General features: G+C 63.3%; 17 protein-coding genes. 14 read left to right on the forward strand and 3 right to left on the reverse strand.

What is annotated here, in order from left to right:
- Positions 1-293: 293 nt before the first annotated feature.
- Together IVB29_RS17450 and IVB29_RS17455 are read right to left on the reverse strand one after the other, a co-directional pair.
- The gene (locus tag IVB29_RS17450) at positions 294-1,151 is read right to left on the reverse strand and encodes an SDR family oxidoreductase (RefSeq protein WP_247504610.1); all 858 of its coding nucleotides are present in this window, start codon (positions 1,149-1,151) and stop codon (positions 294-296) included.
- A gap of 210 nt (positions 1,152-1,361) precedes the next feature.
- The gene (locus tag IVB29_RS17455) at positions 1,362-1,568 is read right to left on the reverse strand and encodes a hypothetical protein (RefSeq protein WP_247504611.1); all 207 of its coding nucleotides are present in this window, start codon (positions 1,566-1,568) and stop codon (positions 1,362-1,364) included.
- A gap of 270 nt (positions 1,569-1,838) precedes the next feature.
- Between IVB29_RS17455 and IVB29_RS17460 the strand changes: the two genes are divergently transcribed.
- Together IVB29_RS17460 and IVB29_RS17465 are read left to right on the forward strand one after the other, a co-directional pair.
- Positions 1,839-2,549, forward strand: a complete 711-nt coding sequence (locus IVB29_RS17460; protein ID WP_247504612.1) for a Crp/Fnr family transcriptional regulator — start codon at positions 1,839-1,841, stop codon at positions 2,547-2,549.
- A gap of 137 nt (positions 2,550-2,686) precedes the next feature.
- Positions 2,687-3,463 (forward strand): Crp/Fnr family transcriptional regulator, encoded by a 777-nt coding sequence (locus tag IVB29_RS17465; protein ID WP_247504613.1) that lies wholly within the window; start codon positions 2,687-2,689, stop codon positions 3,461-3,463.
- 68 nt (positions 3,464-3,531) lie between these two features.
- Here IVB29_RS17465 and IVB29_RS17470 read toward each other — a convergent pair whose 3' ends face one another.
- Positions 3,532-3,999, reverse strand: coding sequence for a metallophosphoesterase family protein (locus IVB29_RS17470; protein ID WP_247504614.1), 468 nt, complete (start codon positions 3,997-3,999; stop codon positions 3,532-3,534).
- A gap of 86 nt (positions 4,000-4,085) precedes the next feature.
- Here IVB29_RS17470 and IVB29_RS17475 point away from each other — a divergent pair, with 86 nt between their 5' ends.
- The 12 genes from IVB29_RS17475 to IVB29_RS17525 all read left to right on the forward strand — a co-directional run bounded on the left by IVB29_RS17475 (position 4,086) and on the right by IVB29_RS17525 (position 13,953).
- The gene (locus IVB29_RS17475) at positions 4,086-4,295 is read left to right on the forward strand and encodes a hypothetical protein (protein WP_247504615.1); all 210 of its coding nucleotides are present in this window, start codon (positions 4,086-4,088) and stop codon (positions 4,293-4,295) included.
- 21 nt (positions 4,296-4,316) lie between these two features.
- Positions 4,317-4,439: a hypothetical protein gene (locus tag IVB29_RS38405; RefSeq protein ID WP_256466891.1), complete on the forward strand. Its 123-nt coding sequence runs from the start codon at positions 4,317-4,319 to the stop codon at positions 4,437-4,439.
- Between the two features lie 88 nt (positions 4,440-4,527).
- Positions 4,528-5,538, forward strand: a complete 1,011-nt coding sequence (gene coxB, locus IVB29_RS17480) for a cytochrome c oxidase subunit II (protein WP_247504616.1) — start codon at positions 4,528-4,530, stop codon at positions 5,536-5,538.
- Positions 5,535-7,448 (forward strand): cytochrome c oxidase subunit I, encoded by a 1,914-nt coding sequence (ctaD, locus tag IVB29_RS17485; protein ID WP_247504617.1) that lies wholly within the window; start codon positions 5,535-5,537, stop codon positions 7,446-7,448. Before coxB ends, ctaD begins: the two co-directional genes overlap by 4 nt.
- On the forward strand, positions 7,445-8,044 hold the full coding sequence (locus IVB29_RS17490) for a cytochrome c oxidase subunit 3 (RefSeq protein WP_247504618.1): 600 nt from the start codon (positions 7,445-7,447) through the stop codon (positions 8,042-8,044). The genes ctaD and IVB29_RS17490 overlap by 4 nt, the downstream gene beginning before the upstream one ends.
- Entirely contained in the window at positions 8,041-8,394 is a 354-nt protein-coding gene (locus tag IVB29_RS17495) for a hypothetical protein (protein WP_247504619.1), read from the forward strand. The genes IVB29_RS17490 and IVB29_RS17495 overlap by 4 nt, the downstream gene beginning before the upstream one ends.
- Positions 8,382-9,311 carry a cytochrome c oxidase assembly protein gene (locus tag IVB29_RS17500; RefSeq protein WP_247504620.1) on the forward strand — a complete coding sequence of 310 codons (930 nt, stop codon included), beginning with the start codon at positions 8,382-8,384 and terminating at the stop codon, positions 9,309-9,311. The genes IVB29_RS17495 and IVB29_RS17500 overlap by 13 nt, the downstream gene beginning before the upstream one ends.
- 58 nt (positions 9,312-9,369) lie before the next feature.
- Positions 9,370-10,158 (forward strand): heme-binding protein, encoded by a 789-nt coding sequence (locus IVB29_RS17505; RefSeq protein ID WP_247504621.1) that lies wholly within the window; start codon positions 9,370-9,372, stop codon positions 10,156-10,158.
- 139 nt (positions 10,159-10,297) lie between these two features.
- Complete coding sequence (locus IVB29_RS17510; RefSeq protein WP_256466892.1) at positions 10,298-12,109, forward strand: methanol/ethanol family PQQ-dependent dehydrogenase; 1,812 nt, start codon at positions 10,298-10,300, stop codon at positions 12,107-12,109.
- Positions 12,093-12,932 carry a substrate-binding domain-containing protein gene (locus IVB29_RS17515; protein WP_247504623.1) on the forward strand — a complete coding sequence of 280 codons (840 nt, stop codon included), beginning with the start codon at positions 12,093-12,095 and terminating at the stop codon, positions 12,930-12,932. The genes IVB29_RS17510 and IVB29_RS17515 overlap by 17 nt, the downstream gene beginning before the upstream one ends.
- Positions 12,932-13,558: a cytochrome c gene (locus IVB29_RS17520; RefSeq protein ID WP_247505127.1), complete on the forward strand. Its 627-nt coding sequence runs from the start codon at positions 12,932-12,934 to the stop codon at positions 13,556-13,558. The genes IVB29_RS17515 and IVB29_RS17520 overlap by 1 nt, the downstream gene beginning before the upstream one ends.
- A gap of 17 nt (positions 13,559-13,575) precedes the next feature.
- Entirely contained in the window at positions 13,576-13,953 is a 378-nt protein-coding gene (locus IVB29_RS17525; RefSeq protein ID WP_247504624.1) for a c-type cytochrome, read from the forward strand.
- The last annotated feature ends 6 nt before the right edge of the window (positions 13,954-13,959 follow it).

Below are 13,959 nucleotides of genomic sequence, written 5' to 3' on the forward strand. Positions count from 1 at the left end.
GCGTCTTGCCCCGCTGAGCAAACTCGTTCACGAGCTTGCCCGGGCTTGCCAATGTCGGCCCAGATCGAACACGATTGATTTCCAACGTCCTGGAACAGACACGCGAGTGTTCCATTGACATTCCCCGGAGAGGGTGGAGCGTCATGGGAAAGCTGTTGATCGGCATCGCCGTCGTGAGCCTTGGACTTATTGTCGCTTTCACGGTCTACGTCATCACACTGTGACGCCAAGCGGCGCGATCACCGTGTTCCCCGGCAGGCACGCGCTGAACCCGGCGCCGGCTGCATATCGGCTCAAATAAACGGCTTGCCGCCGGTCACAGCGAGAGTGGCTCCCGAGGTGTAGCTCGAAAGCGGGTCGGCCAGCATCACATAGGCCGTCGCAAGCTCGGCCGGCTGTCCGGCGCGCTGCATCGGCACCTGCTTGCCGAAATTCTTGACGGAATCCTCGGGCATGGTCGAGGGAATGAGCGGCGTCCAGATCGGTCCCGGGGCGACCGCGTTGACCCGGATGCCCTTGCTTGCCAGCATCTGCGCAAGCCCGCCGGTAAAGTTCTGAATGGCGCCCTTGGTCGTGGCGTAGGCGAGCAGGCTCGGGTTCGGCATGTCCGAGTTCACGGAAGCCGTGTTCACGATCGCCCCGCCCGGCCGCATGTGCGGGACCGCGGCCTTGGCCAAATAAAACATGGCATGGATGTTCACCTCGAACGTTCGTTGCCATTCCTCATCGCTGATATCCTCGATGCCCTTGAAGGTCGCCTGATGGGCCGCGTTGTTGACGAGGATGTCGATCCCCCCGAGTTCCTCGACCGCGCGATGGACGATGGAACGGCAATGATCGGGATTGCTGATGTCGCCGGAAATCAGGACAGCCTTGCGCCCTTCCCGCTCGACCAGCGCCTTGACCTCGGCTGCGTCCTCATCCTCGTTCAGATACGCGATGATGAGGTCCGCGCCCTCGCGGGCATAGGCGATTGCGACGGCGCGGCCGATGCCGCTGTCGCCGCCTGTGATGATGGCCTTCTTGCCGGCGAGGCGCCCTGCGCCTCGGTAACTCTCCTCGCCATGATCCGGCCGCGGGTTCATCGCGCGGGTCGAACCGGGCATCGGCTGCTGCTGCGACGGAAAGGGGGGCTTGGGATATTCGGTCATGAAAGCGGCTCCTGAATTTGCTCAGGTAACGGAAAGCGACCGCTAGCGTTCCCAGCCCGCAGCTTAGTGATCAGTGCGCAAAGCGAGCTTTGCTGACATGGGATGCACCTTGTGGAGACCCGAACGGTACAGGCCACTCCGGCCCGTCAGGCGGGAGCCGCTACACTCCCGGCATCCGGCTGTCAGCATGCACGACATAACGGAGCTCACTCACTTCGGTTGGGCCAGCGCCGGCGAGGTGAGCCAATCGTTTATGTGCGAAGCTGCCTCTGCCTGGCGCGCCCGGCGCAAAAGCAGTTCGCGGGCATGGCTGCCGGGCAGCTCTTTTTCGGCGGCCTCCTTAAACCTCTTGGCCTCCTCAGCCAGCCGCTCTTCAAAGCTCAATGTGTGTTTGATGCGCCTACGCATCTGGGTCATGGCAAAAGCCCTCTTGAACGCCCCAATATCTAGTAGGACAGTATATAGAGGGCTCCGTCTGTTCGCTGTCTGACTCAAGATCGGCATTTCCGTCTCGAACGCTGCCGGCACCGGCTACTCTCTAACTCTCGCAAAAATTGTGCCGGATGAGTCATGTAGCGGACAGAACCAATTCTGCTCCCGTGTTAGGCTATAGCCATTGCTGGCCGATGAAATGGGCGTCAGCAACTGAGAGATCTTGCGCTCCCGCCTGCGAGCCGGGAGCGAAACATGATGCCTCACGCCAACGCGATACTCGCGTCCCTGTCCGCCAGCGACGCCGCCGCCCTTCGACCTCACCTCAAACCCACTCATCTGCAGCAAAAAACCGTGCTGTATGAAGCGGGCGACACGATCGATTCCGTCTACTTTCCGCTCGGCGCGGTGGTGTCTCTGGTCGTGACGCTCGCGACCGGGGAAACGACGGAGGCCGCAATGGTGGGCAGGGATGGCGCTGTCGGCATGGCGTCGGCATTGGATGGACGAGTCGCGATGAGCAGAGCTATCGTCCAACTCGGCGGCGATGCGATGGTTTGCGACCCGGCTGCATTCAGCGGCGCAGCTCTGCAATCTCAGAGCCTCATTTCTCGGATCATGCGTCACGAGCAAACGCTGTTTGCGCAAGCGCAGCAATCAACGGCTTGCATGGCAAATCATGAAGTCGACGCCCGTCTTTGCCGGTGGATGTTGCGCGCCCGCGATTTGTCGGGAAGCGACCAGCTTCCTTTCACGCAGGAATTTCTGGCCGAAATGCTGGGCGTTCGACGAACGAGCGTGACCACAGTAGCGCGCACTCTTCAGGAAGCCGGGTTGATCAAATACACGCGCGGCAAAATCGAAATAAGAGATGTCGAAGGTCTGCGTGAAGGAGCCTGCGAGTGCTACGAAACTGTCAAGGAGCAGCACCGGCACTTGCTGGGCGAGCTACCGAGTACGAATTAGCCAGTTTGGCGGGACCTTGAGTCGCTCCGGGTCAGCGGCAGTTTTTGGGCGAAAGATTGGATAGGTGCATATGGATAGGTGCATATGGATGGGTGCATATGGATGGGTGCATATGGATGGGTGCATAAGGGTGTGTCATGCCACATCGCAAGCTGATCGCGCGCTTGCAGGCGGTCGCTGGACTGTCTGAGCAAGATCAAGCCAAGCTCGCAGGCATGCCGTACAAGCTCAAGACGCTGGATGGTGGCGAATATCTCGTGCGCGAAGGCGACAGCCCAACGAGTTCGACCGTTGTGATGAGTGGGGTTCTGTCTCGTCAAAGAGTGATCTCCGAGCGCAACCAGATCTCATCGTTCTATATCGCCGGCGATATGCCGGATCTGCACACGCTACACCTGCCTGTCATGGACCATGAGCTCCGCAGCATGGGCCGTTCGACCGTAGCTTCTGTGTCTCACGCCTATCTCAGGGAAGTGATGAGCGGCTCTCCCGGGCTTACGCAGGCATTCTGGCGCGAGACGCTGATACATGCAGCCATCTATCGCGAATGGATTGAAAACCTTGGCGCACGCCCAGCCTTGGGGAGAATCGCGCATCTGCTTTGCGAACTCGCCGTCCGGCTGGAGCTCGTTGGCCTGCTCGACAACGGCAGCTTCCATCTGCCCTTTACACAACAGGATATTGCCGATGCGTGTGGGCTGTCAGTCGTACATGTGAACAGGACACTTCAGGAACTCAGACGCGAGGGCCTCATTGAATGGCGGGATCACACGGTGCAGTTACTTGACCGGGCCAGGCTGGAGGACGCGGCCGAGTTCAGCCGCCAGTATCTTCATGCGCTGGAGACGACCCGTTCACCTGTCCGCAACGGCAACGCTGGAGAGCGTGGCAACAAGCGCGGAAATGTCATTTGAATTTGTAGCGTCATTTCGGCGGTTTCAGCGGAGATATCGTCCCCGGTGCGCTTCGACCGGGCTTGCGACTAACCGAGCGTGTGCACGAACGGTCGAATCTCGCCGCTCTCGTCGAGATCGAGCGTCGCCAGCGTGATCGGGAGCTTGAAGCGCCGCGGCCCGGCGCTCCCGGGATTGAGATAAAGCACCCCGTCAACCGTCCTGACACTCGCCCGGTGCGAATGACCGCTAATCACGGCAGCGACGCCTTCAGGCGCAGGTTTGCTCGCGAGCTCGTTCAGATCATGCAGGATGTAGAAGTCGTATCCGCCGAGGCGTACGGTTTCCGTATCCCGATAGTTCCGCGCCCAATCGCCGGTGTCGACATTCCCCCGGATGGCCGAGACAGGCGCAATCCTGCGCAGCCCCTCGAGCACATGCTCGGCGCCGATATCGCCGGCGTGGATGATGTGCGCGATCCCGGCCAGGTGGTGCACTGCTTCCGGCCGCAGCAGCCCGTGCGTATCAGAAATCACGCCGATTCTGATCACAGCCATTCCTGACATCCTGCCGACGATCTTGCCACGCTTAGGAACCACCGCACCACATTCGCATTGCTCGCATATCTAACTGGAGTGCACAAATGGGCAATAGTGGCGTCGGCATGCTTTTGGGAGACGTCTCGGTCACGGCATTGTGGCTGTGGTTCATCGGCGCCTTCGTCCTTGGCGCAGTGATCTGGTATGGCGTCAGACGATCCGGCCATTTGAGCCGAAGCGAGCGCGCGCAGCTGGACCGGAACACGGAAGCCGCACAGCGCCGCGACGATCCGCAAAAGCCCATGGCTCGGTGAGCGCGCGGCCGAGGATGACACATGCTGGAAAACCTTCGCGTGATCGCTCAGCCGGGAGCGATGATCGCCATCCTCGTCATCTTGCTGCTGATGGGCGCCGCTGATGCCGCAATCTTCGTCGCGGCCAGGGGATGGCCGTTCTGAGGCGCAATGAGCCAGCCGGATCGGTGCAATAGGAACCTTCATAGGATTGACCGGTTCGCCCTGCAACAGGGGAGCACGGCGATCATTGATGCCTGTCCGGATGCGAACGGTTCTGGTGCCATTTGCGACACTGCCGCTGGCCGCTTGTGCCGGCCGGCAGTCGGTGCTCGATCCGCAAGGCCTTCAGTCCCACCAGATCCTCAATACCCTCTTCATTTTCCTGAGCCTCGCGGCCGTCGTCTGGATCGCCGTGGTGATCGTGCTTGCTGTCGGCATGCTGCGCCGAAAGCGTTCCGCCGACCAACCACTCGCGCTGCACCAGCCGTTTGAAAGGGCGGCCGGTCGTGTCGTCTTCATCCTGGGGCTCGCAACCCTCGCCATCGTGCTCGGGCTCTCCATCGTCAGCTATGCCGGCCAGCGCACCGTCTTCGCCAAGGACGAGCACGCCCTCACTCTCAAGATCATCGGCCATCAATGGTGGTGGGAGGTCCGCTACGAGGACGACAGTCCCGACAAGAGCTTCGTGACCGCAAACGAGATCCGGATTCCGGCCGGTCAGCCCGTGAAGGTCGAGCTGGAATCCGCCGACGTGATCCACAGCTTCTGGGTGCCGAGCCTGACCGGGAAGATGGACCTCATCACCGGGCAGAAGAACGAGTTGCAATTCACGGCGAAGAGCGCCGGCGTTTATCGCGGCCAGTGCGCCGAGTTCTGTGGACTGCAGCATGCGCATATGGCCTTTGCCGTGCTCGCGCTGCCCCCCGATGAGTTCGGCCGCTGGCGGGACCGCGAGAACCAGGGCGCGAGCAGCCCGACCGACCAGCTCGGCAAGCAGGGCGAGCAGCTGTTTCGCGCCAGAGGCTGTGCGCTCTGTCACACCGTGCGCGGCACGCTCGCCGGCGGGCAATTGGGCCCTGATCTGACCCATGTCGGCAGCCGGACCACGATCGCGGCCGGGACGCTGCCGTTGACGCCGGCCACGCTCGGCGGCTGGATCGCCGATCCCCAGCACATCAAGCCCGGAAACTACATGCCGAAGATGCCGCTGCAGTCGGATGAGCTCATCGCGATCCTTCATTATCTGGAGCAGCTCAAGTGACCGTGGCAGCTGAAGAACGCGAGTTGCGCGACGACGAGCTGAACGGCCTGGAGCTCTCCGCGCGCCTCCGAAGCATCTGGCAGACGCCGTCCGGCCTGCTCGGCGCGCTGACGTCGGTCGATCACAAGGTCGTGGGGCGCCGCTACATCGTCACCGCATTCGCGTTCCTGCTCCTCGGCGGCCTCCTCGCGATCCTGATGCGCATTCAGCTCGCCGGCCCAGAGAAGACGTTCCTGTCTGCCGACAAATACAACCAGATCTTCACGATGCACGGCTCGACGATGATGTTCCTGTTCGCCGTCCCGGTGATGGAGGCATTCGCCGTCTACCTCGTGCCGCTGATGGTCGGAACGCGGAATATCGCCTTCCCGCGCCTGAATGCGTTCAGCTACTGGATGTTTCTGTTCGGAGGTTGCTTCCTCTGGATCTCCTTCGCGCTCAATGTCGGCCCGGATGTCGGCTGGTTCGCCTATGTTCCACTGTCGTCATTGCAGTACACGCCGACGAAACGGCCTGACGTCTGGGCGCAGATGATCACCTTCACCGAGGTCGCGGCACTCGCGGTCGCCGTGGAGATCGTCGTCACCGTGTTCAAGCTCCGCGCGCCCGGCATGACGCTCGACCGAATCCCTCTTTTCGTGTGGGCGATGCTGGTCACCAGCTTCCTGGTGATGTTCGCGATGCCTTCGATCATGGTCGCGTCGACCTCGCTGATCCTGGACCGCCTCGTCAACACCCGTTTCTACGATTCCTCGTCGGGCGGACATCCCCTGCTCTGGCAGCACCTGTTCTGGTTCTTCGGCCATCCCGAGGTCTACATCATCTTCATACCCGGAACGGGCATGGTCTCGGCCATCCTCGCCACGTTCGCGCGCCGGCCGGTGATAGGCTATCCCGTGGTCATCCTCTCGCTGATTGCGACCGGCTTCCTGTCGTTCGGCCTGTGGGTCCACCACATGTTCGTGACGGGCCTGCCCCAGCTCGGCGCCGGCCTGTTCACGGCGTCCAGCATGCTGATCGCGGTGCCGAGCGGCTTGCAGATCTTCTGCTGGCTGGCGACGCTCTGGGACGGACGCCCGGTGTACCGGACGCCGCTGCTGTTCGTGATCGGCTTCATCGTGATCTTCGTGCTCGGCGGCCTCTCCGGCGTGATGGTCGCCTCGGTGCCGATCGACACACAGGTGCACGATACCTATTTCGTCGTCGCGCACTTCCATTACGTCCTGATCGGCGGCGCGGTCTTCCCGCTCATCGGGGCCGTGTATTACTGGTTTCCCAAGATCACCGGCCGGATGCTGAGCGAGCGGCTCGGCCGCTGGAACTTCTGGCTGGCCTTCGTCGGTTTCAACGTCGCGTTTTTCCCGATGCACATCCTCGGACTGATCGGGATGCCGCGCCGGGTCTACACCTACACCGCCGACATGGACTGGGCCCACCTCAACCTCCTGTCCAGCGGCGGGGCCGTGATTTTTGCGCTCAGCTTCGTACTGTTGCTCGTCAACGTGATCATGAGTCTTCGCAGCGGCACGCTCGCAGGCGATAATCCCTGGAATGCTTCGACATTGGAATGGGCGACATCCTCCCCCCCGCCCCCGCAGAATTTCGACCGCATTCCCGTGGTCAAGCACCGCGATCCGCTCTGGCTCGACAACGCGAGCCTGCCTGTCGTGGCCGGTCTCAGCGTGGAGCGACGCGAAATGCTTGTGACATCGCTGGCCGAAGCAGAGCCGCAGATCCGTGAAGCGTCGCCCGAGCCGAGCATCTGGCCGCTGCTGACGGCCATTGCGACAAGTGTATTCTTCATCGGCTCGATCTTCACGCCTTGGGCGGTGCTGTGGGGCACGCCGCCGATGGCCGTCACCTTGATCGGTTGGTTCTGGCCTAGCGGCAGCAAGGAGGACGAGGAATGAGGCACACCATCGTCCGCAACGTCGCCGAACTGCCAACCTATGGCTATGGTCCGCGCAGCGGCCCCTGGTGGGGCGCCATGGGGTTCATGGCGCTGGAGGGTATGGGATTTGCCATCGCAATCGGGGCCTACCTCTATCTCTATGCCGTCAACCCGAGCTGGCCGATTGGAGCCGCGCCCCCCGATCTATGGCCCGGCACGGCCGAGACCGTCATCTATCTCCTGAGCATCATTCCGAACCAGATGACCAATCGCGCGGCTCATCGGCAGGACCTTGCGAAAGTACGCACAGGCCTCATCGTGATGTCGCTGATCGGAATCGGGCTATTGGTCCTGCGCGGCTTCGAGTTCGCTCATCTCAACACGCGCTGGGACAACTCGGCCTACGGATCGATCGTCTGGTTGATCCTGGGACTGCACACGACCCATCTCGCCACCGACGTCGGCGACACCGTGGTGCTGACGGTGCTGATGTTCACACGCCACGCCCGGCCGCGCCGCTTCAGCGACGTGACTGACAACGTGTTCTACTGGAACTTCGTCGTGCTGGCCTGGCTGCCGCTCTACGTCCTGCTCGACTGGGTGCCGCGCTTATGACCGCTGCTGAACGACATCCGAAGCTGCTCTATTGGGCCGGCGTCGCGCTCGGCCCCCTGGCCTGGGGCATCAACCTGCAAGGGGTCTATGCACTGGCGCATTTCTCGTGCGAGACCACAAAGCTGAGCGGCACGATCATGAGCGCCGTCCTGGCCCTCGTCGCCCTCGCGGGCGCGGCGATATCCGCGCGCGCGGTTCGGCGCGGCGCCGGCCCGGAATGGACCGATCCGCAAGGCGGCGGTCCCCGGACGTTCATGGCCTGGCTCGGCGTCGGTTCCGGCCTGCTGTTCGCGCTGGCGATCGGAAACCAGCTCGCGGCCTCGCTGATGATCAGCCCATGCCTGCGCTGAGCCTGCTCGCGCTCGTGCTGGGCCTGCTCGCAGGGCCAGCGAACGCCCATGGCATCTCGGAGGTCGATCCGGGATCGCTCTGGAGCTTCGATCCCTGGCTTCTGGCACCGCTCTATATCGTCGGCATCGCCTTCTACATCGGCACGCAGCGGCTCTGGCATCATGCCGGCGGCGGTCGCGGCGTCCGGTTTGGCCAGGTCGGCGCATTCTGGACGGGGTGGCTGGTCGTCGCGCTCGCCTTGACATCACCGCTTCACTGGCTCGGCGAGCACCTGTTCACCGCCCACATGGTCGAGCACGAACTGCTCATGGTCGTCGGAGCGCCGCTGATGGCCTACGCCCGGATCAACGGGCCGCTGCTGTGGAGCCTGTCGGCTTCGCTTCGTCCGGCCGCCGGCCGCTTGCTCAATCGGCCAATCGTCGCGAGGCCATGGGCTCTGCTATCCCATCCTGTCAGCGCGACGGCCTTGCATGGCCTGGCGCTCTGGGCCTGGCATGCGCCGCCGCTCTATGCGTGGGCGCTCGAAAACACCGCCGTCCATCGTCTCCAGCACATCAGCTTCTTTGCCACTGCATTGCTGTTCTGGTGGGTGCTCCTGCACGGTCGCGGCGTCGGACGCAGCATACGGCTTCGGGACGGCATCGCGATCGCCTGCCTCTTCGTCACTGTCCTGCATTCCGGCGTGCTCGGAGCGCTCCTCACCCTGTCGACGCGTGTATGGATTCCGGGTCAGGGCGCCCTTGCCGGCGAGTTCGGTCTGTCGCCGCTCGAGGATCAGCAGCTCGCCGGCATCCTGATGTGGGTGCCCATGGGCATGCTCTACACCGGTGCAGCTCTGTTCTTCGCCTATCGATGGCTGACCGAGTTCGATGGGCGCATGCCCGCGGTTCATCATGCCGGTTCGCAAGGAACATAGGAACCGCGGATGCGCTGCAACGTTCGCCTGCTGACTCGACAATCTCCGTGGAGGTCAGATGAGCAAGCACGCCGCCATGACGGCTGTCATTCTCGCGGCCGCTTTTGCGGCGCCGGCAGGTTCGTCCGCACAAGACCAGCCGCGCCCGGCAACGTCGTGTCCCGTCGACCATGATCGGCTCGCCGACATCCTCAAGAAGAGCGTCAAGCCCGGCGGCGGTCCGAGCAACGGCGGCCTGGACAATAACGAGTGGGCCGCTGTCGTGAACCGCCAGGGCGTCGTCTGCGCGGTTGCCTATAGTGGCGGCAAGGTCGACGACCAATGGCTCGGCAGCCGGGCCATCGCGGCCGAGAAGGCCAACACCGCGAATGCGTTCAGCCTGAAAAACAAGGCGATGGCCACCGCCAATCTCTACGCGGGTGCCCAGCCGGGCGGCTTCCTGTTCGGCGCGGCGCTGAGCAACCCGCCTTCCCCGGAGGTTCTTTATGCGGGTACGCCCGACGAGTTCGGAACCGCACATGATCCGATGGTCGGCAAGCCCGTCGGCGGCGTGATCGTGTTCGGCGGCGGCCTTGCGCTCTATGACGGCAACGGCATCGTCGGCGCGCTCGGCATCAGCGGGGACAGCTCCTGCGCGGATCACAATGTCGCCTGGCGCGTGCGTCACTTCCTCGGCCTCGATCACGTGCCGGCCGGCGTCAGCCCGAACATGAAGGACGCGATCATCTACGATATCGGGCCGGACAGCAAAAGCCCTTCGGGCTTCGGCCATCCCAAATGCGACGGCAAGGAAGATCAGATCGCCGTCGATCTCGGCGCCGGCGTCTCGGGAAATGTCGTGAGATAACGACGCGGCACGCTTTGGAACCAAGGCGGAGCGCAACGTTTGTACGTTGGCAACCGGCCTGCGACGCGGCAGGGCCTCATCAATGCCGTGGAGATCTTCACTTATGTTAATGCCCGGCCTCAGGCGATTGCTGTGGGGAATGCTGAGTACGCTGTGCGCGTGCGCTGCATCGCTTTCGCCTGGTCTTGCCCAGACTGATCTTGCCAGCCGCATGAAGGATCCGGGCCAATGGCCGATGGCCGCGCGCGACTACGCCAACACGCGCTACAGCGAGCTCGACCAGATCAACCCCGGCAATGCGTCGCGCCTGCAACTGGCCTGGACGTTCTCGGTCGGAGCAGATCGCGGGCAGGAGGCCGCCCCTCTCGTGGTCGACGGGAGCATGTATGTGGTCGGCCCCTATGCCGGCCCCTATCCCAACCGCGTGTTCGCGCTCGACGCCACCACGGGCGAGTTGAAATGGTCGTATGCGCCGAAACCGGAGCCTGCCGCGGCGGGCGTTGCCTGTTGCGACGTCGTCAATCGCGGGCTCGCATTCGACAACGGAAAAATCTTCCTCAATACGCTCGATAATCACTCGGTCGCGCTCGATGCCAAGACTGGCAAGGAGCTCTGGCACACCAAGCTCGGCGAGATCAACAAGGGCGAGACCATCACGATGGCGCCCGTCGTCGTCAAGGGCAAGGTCCTGATCGGCAACAGCGGCGGCGAGCTGGGCGTGCGCGGCTGGGTCACCGCGGTCGACGAGAACACCGGCGCTATCGCCTGGCGCGCTTATGCGACGGGTCCCGACAAGGACGTGCTGATCGGCGACGACTTCAAGCCGTTCTACGACAGCCTCAAGGGTAAGGATCTCGGCGTCAAGAGCTGGCCTGCCGACCGATGGCAGGTCGGCGGCGCCACCATGTGGGGATGGATCTCCTACGATCCCGACCTCAACCTGATCTACTACGGCACCGCCAATCCGAGTCCCTGGAACGCGAACCAGCGCAGCGGCGACAATCTCTGGAGCACCACCATCTTCGCCCGTGATCCCGACAACGGGCACGCGAAATGGGCGTATCAAGTCAACCCGCACGACCTGTTCGACCATGACGAGATCAACGAGAACGTGCTTGTGGACCTCGAGCTGAATGGCCAGCCGCGCAAGGTGCTGATCCATCCCGGCCGCAACGGCTACATGTACGTCATGGACCGTGCCACCGGCGAAGTGATCTCGGCAGACGCCTATGAGTTCGTGAACGCTTATAAGGGCGTCGATCTCAAGACCGGCAAGATCATCCCCAATGAGGAAAAGACCCCGCTGGTCGGCAAGACGGTGGAGAACATCTGCCCGACCGCGCCGGGTGCGAAGGATTGGCAGCCGTCAGCATGGTCGCCGCGTACAAAGCTGCTCTACGTCCCGCATCAGCATCTCTGCATGAACTTCAAGGCCTCGCAGGTCGGTTATATCGCCGGCACGCCCTATGTCGGCGCCGACGTCGACATGTATGCAGGTCCCGGCGGGCATCGCGGCGAGTTCATGGCGTGGGATCCCGTCGCGCGCAAGAAAGTCTGGGAGATCCACGAGAAGCTGCCGGTCTGGAGCGGCGCGCTGGTGACCGCCGGCGACGTCGCGTTCTATGGGACCATGGACCGCCTGTTCAAGGCCGTCGACGCCAAGGACGGCCGCGTGCTCTGGCAGTTTCGCGCGGGCTCGGGATTCATCGGTCAGCCGATTTCGTATCGCGGCTCGGACGGGCAGCAATACATCGCGATCCTGTCGGGCGTCGGCGGGTGGCCTGGTGTCGTCGCCAATGCGGAGGTCGATCCACGCGTGCGCAACGGTGCACTCGGCTTCACCGGCGCGACGCAGGACCTGCCGTTCTATACCGCGGGCGGGAGCGAGCTGCTGGTGTTCAAGCTCGGCGGCGCAAATGGTGAGGACAACAGCCATGCGCCTCCGAAATAATCTGCCGGGCATCGCCCTCGGACTTCTCTTCGCGCTCGCGACCAGTGCGGCGGCCGCGTCGGACGCCGCGCTTCGGGTCTGTGCCGATCCGAACAATTTACCGTTCTCGGACAGCGCCGAGGCGGGATTCGAAAACAGGCTTGCCGCCATGGTGGCCGCACATTTCGGCGAGCAGGTCTCCTACACCTGGTGGGCGCAGCGGCGCGGCTTCATCCGCAGCACGCTCAAGGCAGGCACATGCGACGTGGTGATGGGCCTGCCCGCCGGCTACGATCTCGTGGAGACGACGAAGCCGTACTATCGCTCGACCTATGTTTTCGTCACGCGCCGGGACCGGCAGCTCGAGCTGTCTTCGCTGATCGACCCGCGCCTGCACCATCTGGCGATCGGCGTGCATCTGATCGGCGATGACGGCAACAATCCGCCGCCCGCACAGGCGCTCGGCGACCAGGGCATCGTCGACAATGTCCGCGGCTACTCGATCTACGGCGACTATCGCGAGGCCAATCCGCCGGCGCGCCTGATCGAAGCGGTCGAGAACGGCGCGATCGATGTCGCGGCCGCCTGGGGACCGCTTGGCGGCTATTTCGCGCAGCGCTCTCCGGTGCCGCTGACGGTCGTGCCGATCCGGGATTACGAGCGCTTTGCGCCCCAGCAATTCCAGTTCGCCATCGCGATGGGCGTGCGCAAAGGCGATCACGCCCTGCGCGACCGGCTCAATGCCTTCATCGACGAGCACCGATCCGAGATCAACGCGTTGCTGCGTAGCTACGGCGTGCCTCTGGTCGATCCGCCCGTCACGGCGTCGGGAGGACAGCCATGATGTCGTTGCGCGCAAGCATCCTGTCATTGCTGCTGCTGGCCGCACCGAACGGCGCGGCAATCGCCCAGCAGACCCTGCCGCAATCCCAGGAGGCGCAGCAGCCCGCGCTGGCCCCACGGCCCAATTTTGGCGGCAGCGTCGGTAACGGCAGGCCCGGTGTCTTCATGCAGGTGCCGGTCAGTCATCTCCATCCCGGCGCGCAGCCGGACCCGCCGCAGATCAAGAACCCCGTGCAAGGCGATCCGAATGCGGAGCAGCGCGGGATGACCTATTACGTCAACTTCAATTGCGTCGGCTGCCACGCGCCGAACGGGGGTGGCGGCATGGGACCGGCACTGAGCAACAACCTCTTCACCTATGGCTCGCAGCCCGAGAACATCTTTCTCTCGATCTATCAGGGACGGCCCAATGGCATGCCGGCCTGGGGCGGCGTGCTGCCTGACAGCGTGATCTGGGATCTCGTCACCTATATCGGCAGGATCAGCAACGACCCCAACCGGCAATGGGGCCGCACCTTCGCGGCGAATCCGCTGTCGCCCGAGATCGAGCAGGTCCCGAGCGAGCAGGTCTCGACCACCGATCCGTGGTCCGCCACCAAGAGTTTCAATTTCGGCCAGAAGCCCTGAGCGGGGAAGCGGAGCCGATGATGCGTCCGACGACACGCTTGCTCACCGCCTCGCTACTCGCCATGTCGGCCGCGGCCTGCGAGCCCGGCAAGGCTGCCGGCCCGGACAATTTCGTCGGCGATGCTCGCCGCGGCACCGATCTCGTCAAACAATACCAGTGCGGCAGCTGTCACGACATTCCGGGCATTGCCGGTGCCGACGGCAATGTCGGCCCGCCCCTGCACAGGATCGGCACCCGGACCTACATCGCCGGCTACATCCAGAATTCGCCGGACAACATGGCCGATTGGATCGAGGATCCGCAGCGGGCGTTGCCAGGCAATGCCATGCCGAGAATGGACATCCCGCAGAAGGACGCGCGCGACATCGCAGCGTTTCTCTATACGTTGAAGTAGCCCCAT

The sequence above is a fragment of the Bradyrhizobium sp. 1 genome, assembly GCF_023073315.1.
In the GTDB taxonomy this organism is placed as follows: Bacteria; Pseudomonadota; Alphaproteobacteria; order Rhizobiales; family Xanthobacteraceae; genus Bradyrhizobium.

What these genes read in the sequence shown, in the direction of transcription:
- IVB29_RS17500 (WP_247504620.1), top strand. Translation starts at nt 8,382, where the DNA reads ATGCCTGCGCTGAGCCTGCTCGCGCTCGTGCTGGGCCTGCTCGCAGGG.
- IVB29_RS17515 (WP_247504623.1), top strand. Translation starts at nt 12,093, where the DNA reads ATGCGCCTCCGAAATAATCTGCCGGGCATCGCCCTCGGACTTCTCTTC.
- IVB29_RS17450 (WP_247504610.1), bottom strand. Translation starts at nt 1,151, where the DNA reads ATGACCGAATATCCCAAGCCCCCCTTTCCGTCGCAGCAGCAGCCGATG.
- IVB29_RS17475 (WP_247504615.1), top strand. Translation starts at nt 4,086, where the DNA reads ATGGGCAATAGTGGCGTCGGCATGCTTTTGGGAGACGTCTCGGTCACG.
- IVB29_RS17505 (WP_247504621.1), top strand. Translation starts at nt 9,370, where the DNA reads ATGAGCAAGCACGCCGCCATGACGGCTGTCATTCTCGCGGCCGCTTTT.
- IVB29_RS17495 (WP_247504619.1), top strand. Translation starts at nt 8,041, where the DNA reads ATGACCGCTGCTGAACGACATCCGAAGCTGCTCTATTGGGCCGGCGTC.
- IVB29_RS17525 (WP_247504624.1), top strand. Translation starts at nt 13,576, where the DNA reads ATGATGCGTCCGACGACACGCTTGCTCACCGCCTCGCTACTCGCCATG.
- IVB29_RS17520 (WP_247505127.1), top strand. Translation starts at nt 12,932, where the DNA reads ATGTCGTTGCGCGCAAGCATCCTGTCATTGCTGCTGCTGGCCGCACCG.
- IVB29_RS38405 (WP_256466891.1), top strand. Translation starts at nt 4,317, where the DNA reads ATGCTGGAAAACCTTCGCGTGATCGCTCAGCCGGGAGCGATGATCGCC.
- IVB29_RS17470 (WP_247504614.1), bottom strand. Translation starts at nt 3,999, where the DNA reads ATGGCTGTGATCAGAATCGGCGTGATTTCTGATACGCACGGGCTGCTG.
- IVB29_RS17455 (WP_247504611.1), bottom strand. Translation starts at nt 1,568, where the DNA reads ATGACCCAGATGCGTAGGCGCATCAAACACACATTGAGCTTTGAAGAG.
- IVB29_RS17510 (WP_256466892.1), top strand. Translation starts at nt 10,298, where the DNA reads ATGCTGAGTACGCTGTGCGCGTGCGCTGCATCGCTTTCGCCTGGTCTT.
- IVB29_RS17465 (WP_247504613.1), top strand. Translation starts at nt 2,687, where the DNA reads ATGCCACATCGCAAGCTGATCGCGCGCTTGCAGGCGGTCGCTGGACTG.
- IVB29_RS17490 (WP_247504618.1), top strand. Translation starts at nt 7,445, where the DNA reads ATGAGGCACACCATCGTCCGCAACGTCGCCGAACTGCCAACCTATGGC.
- IVB29_RS17460 (WP_247504612.1), top strand. Translation starts at nt 1,839, where the DNA reads ATGATGCCTCACGCCAACGCGATACTCGCGTCCCTGTCCGCCAGCGAC.
- coxB (WP_247504616.1), top strand. Translation starts at nt 4,528, where the DNA reads ATGCCTGTCCGGATGCGAACGGTTCTGGTGCCATTTGCGACACTGCCG.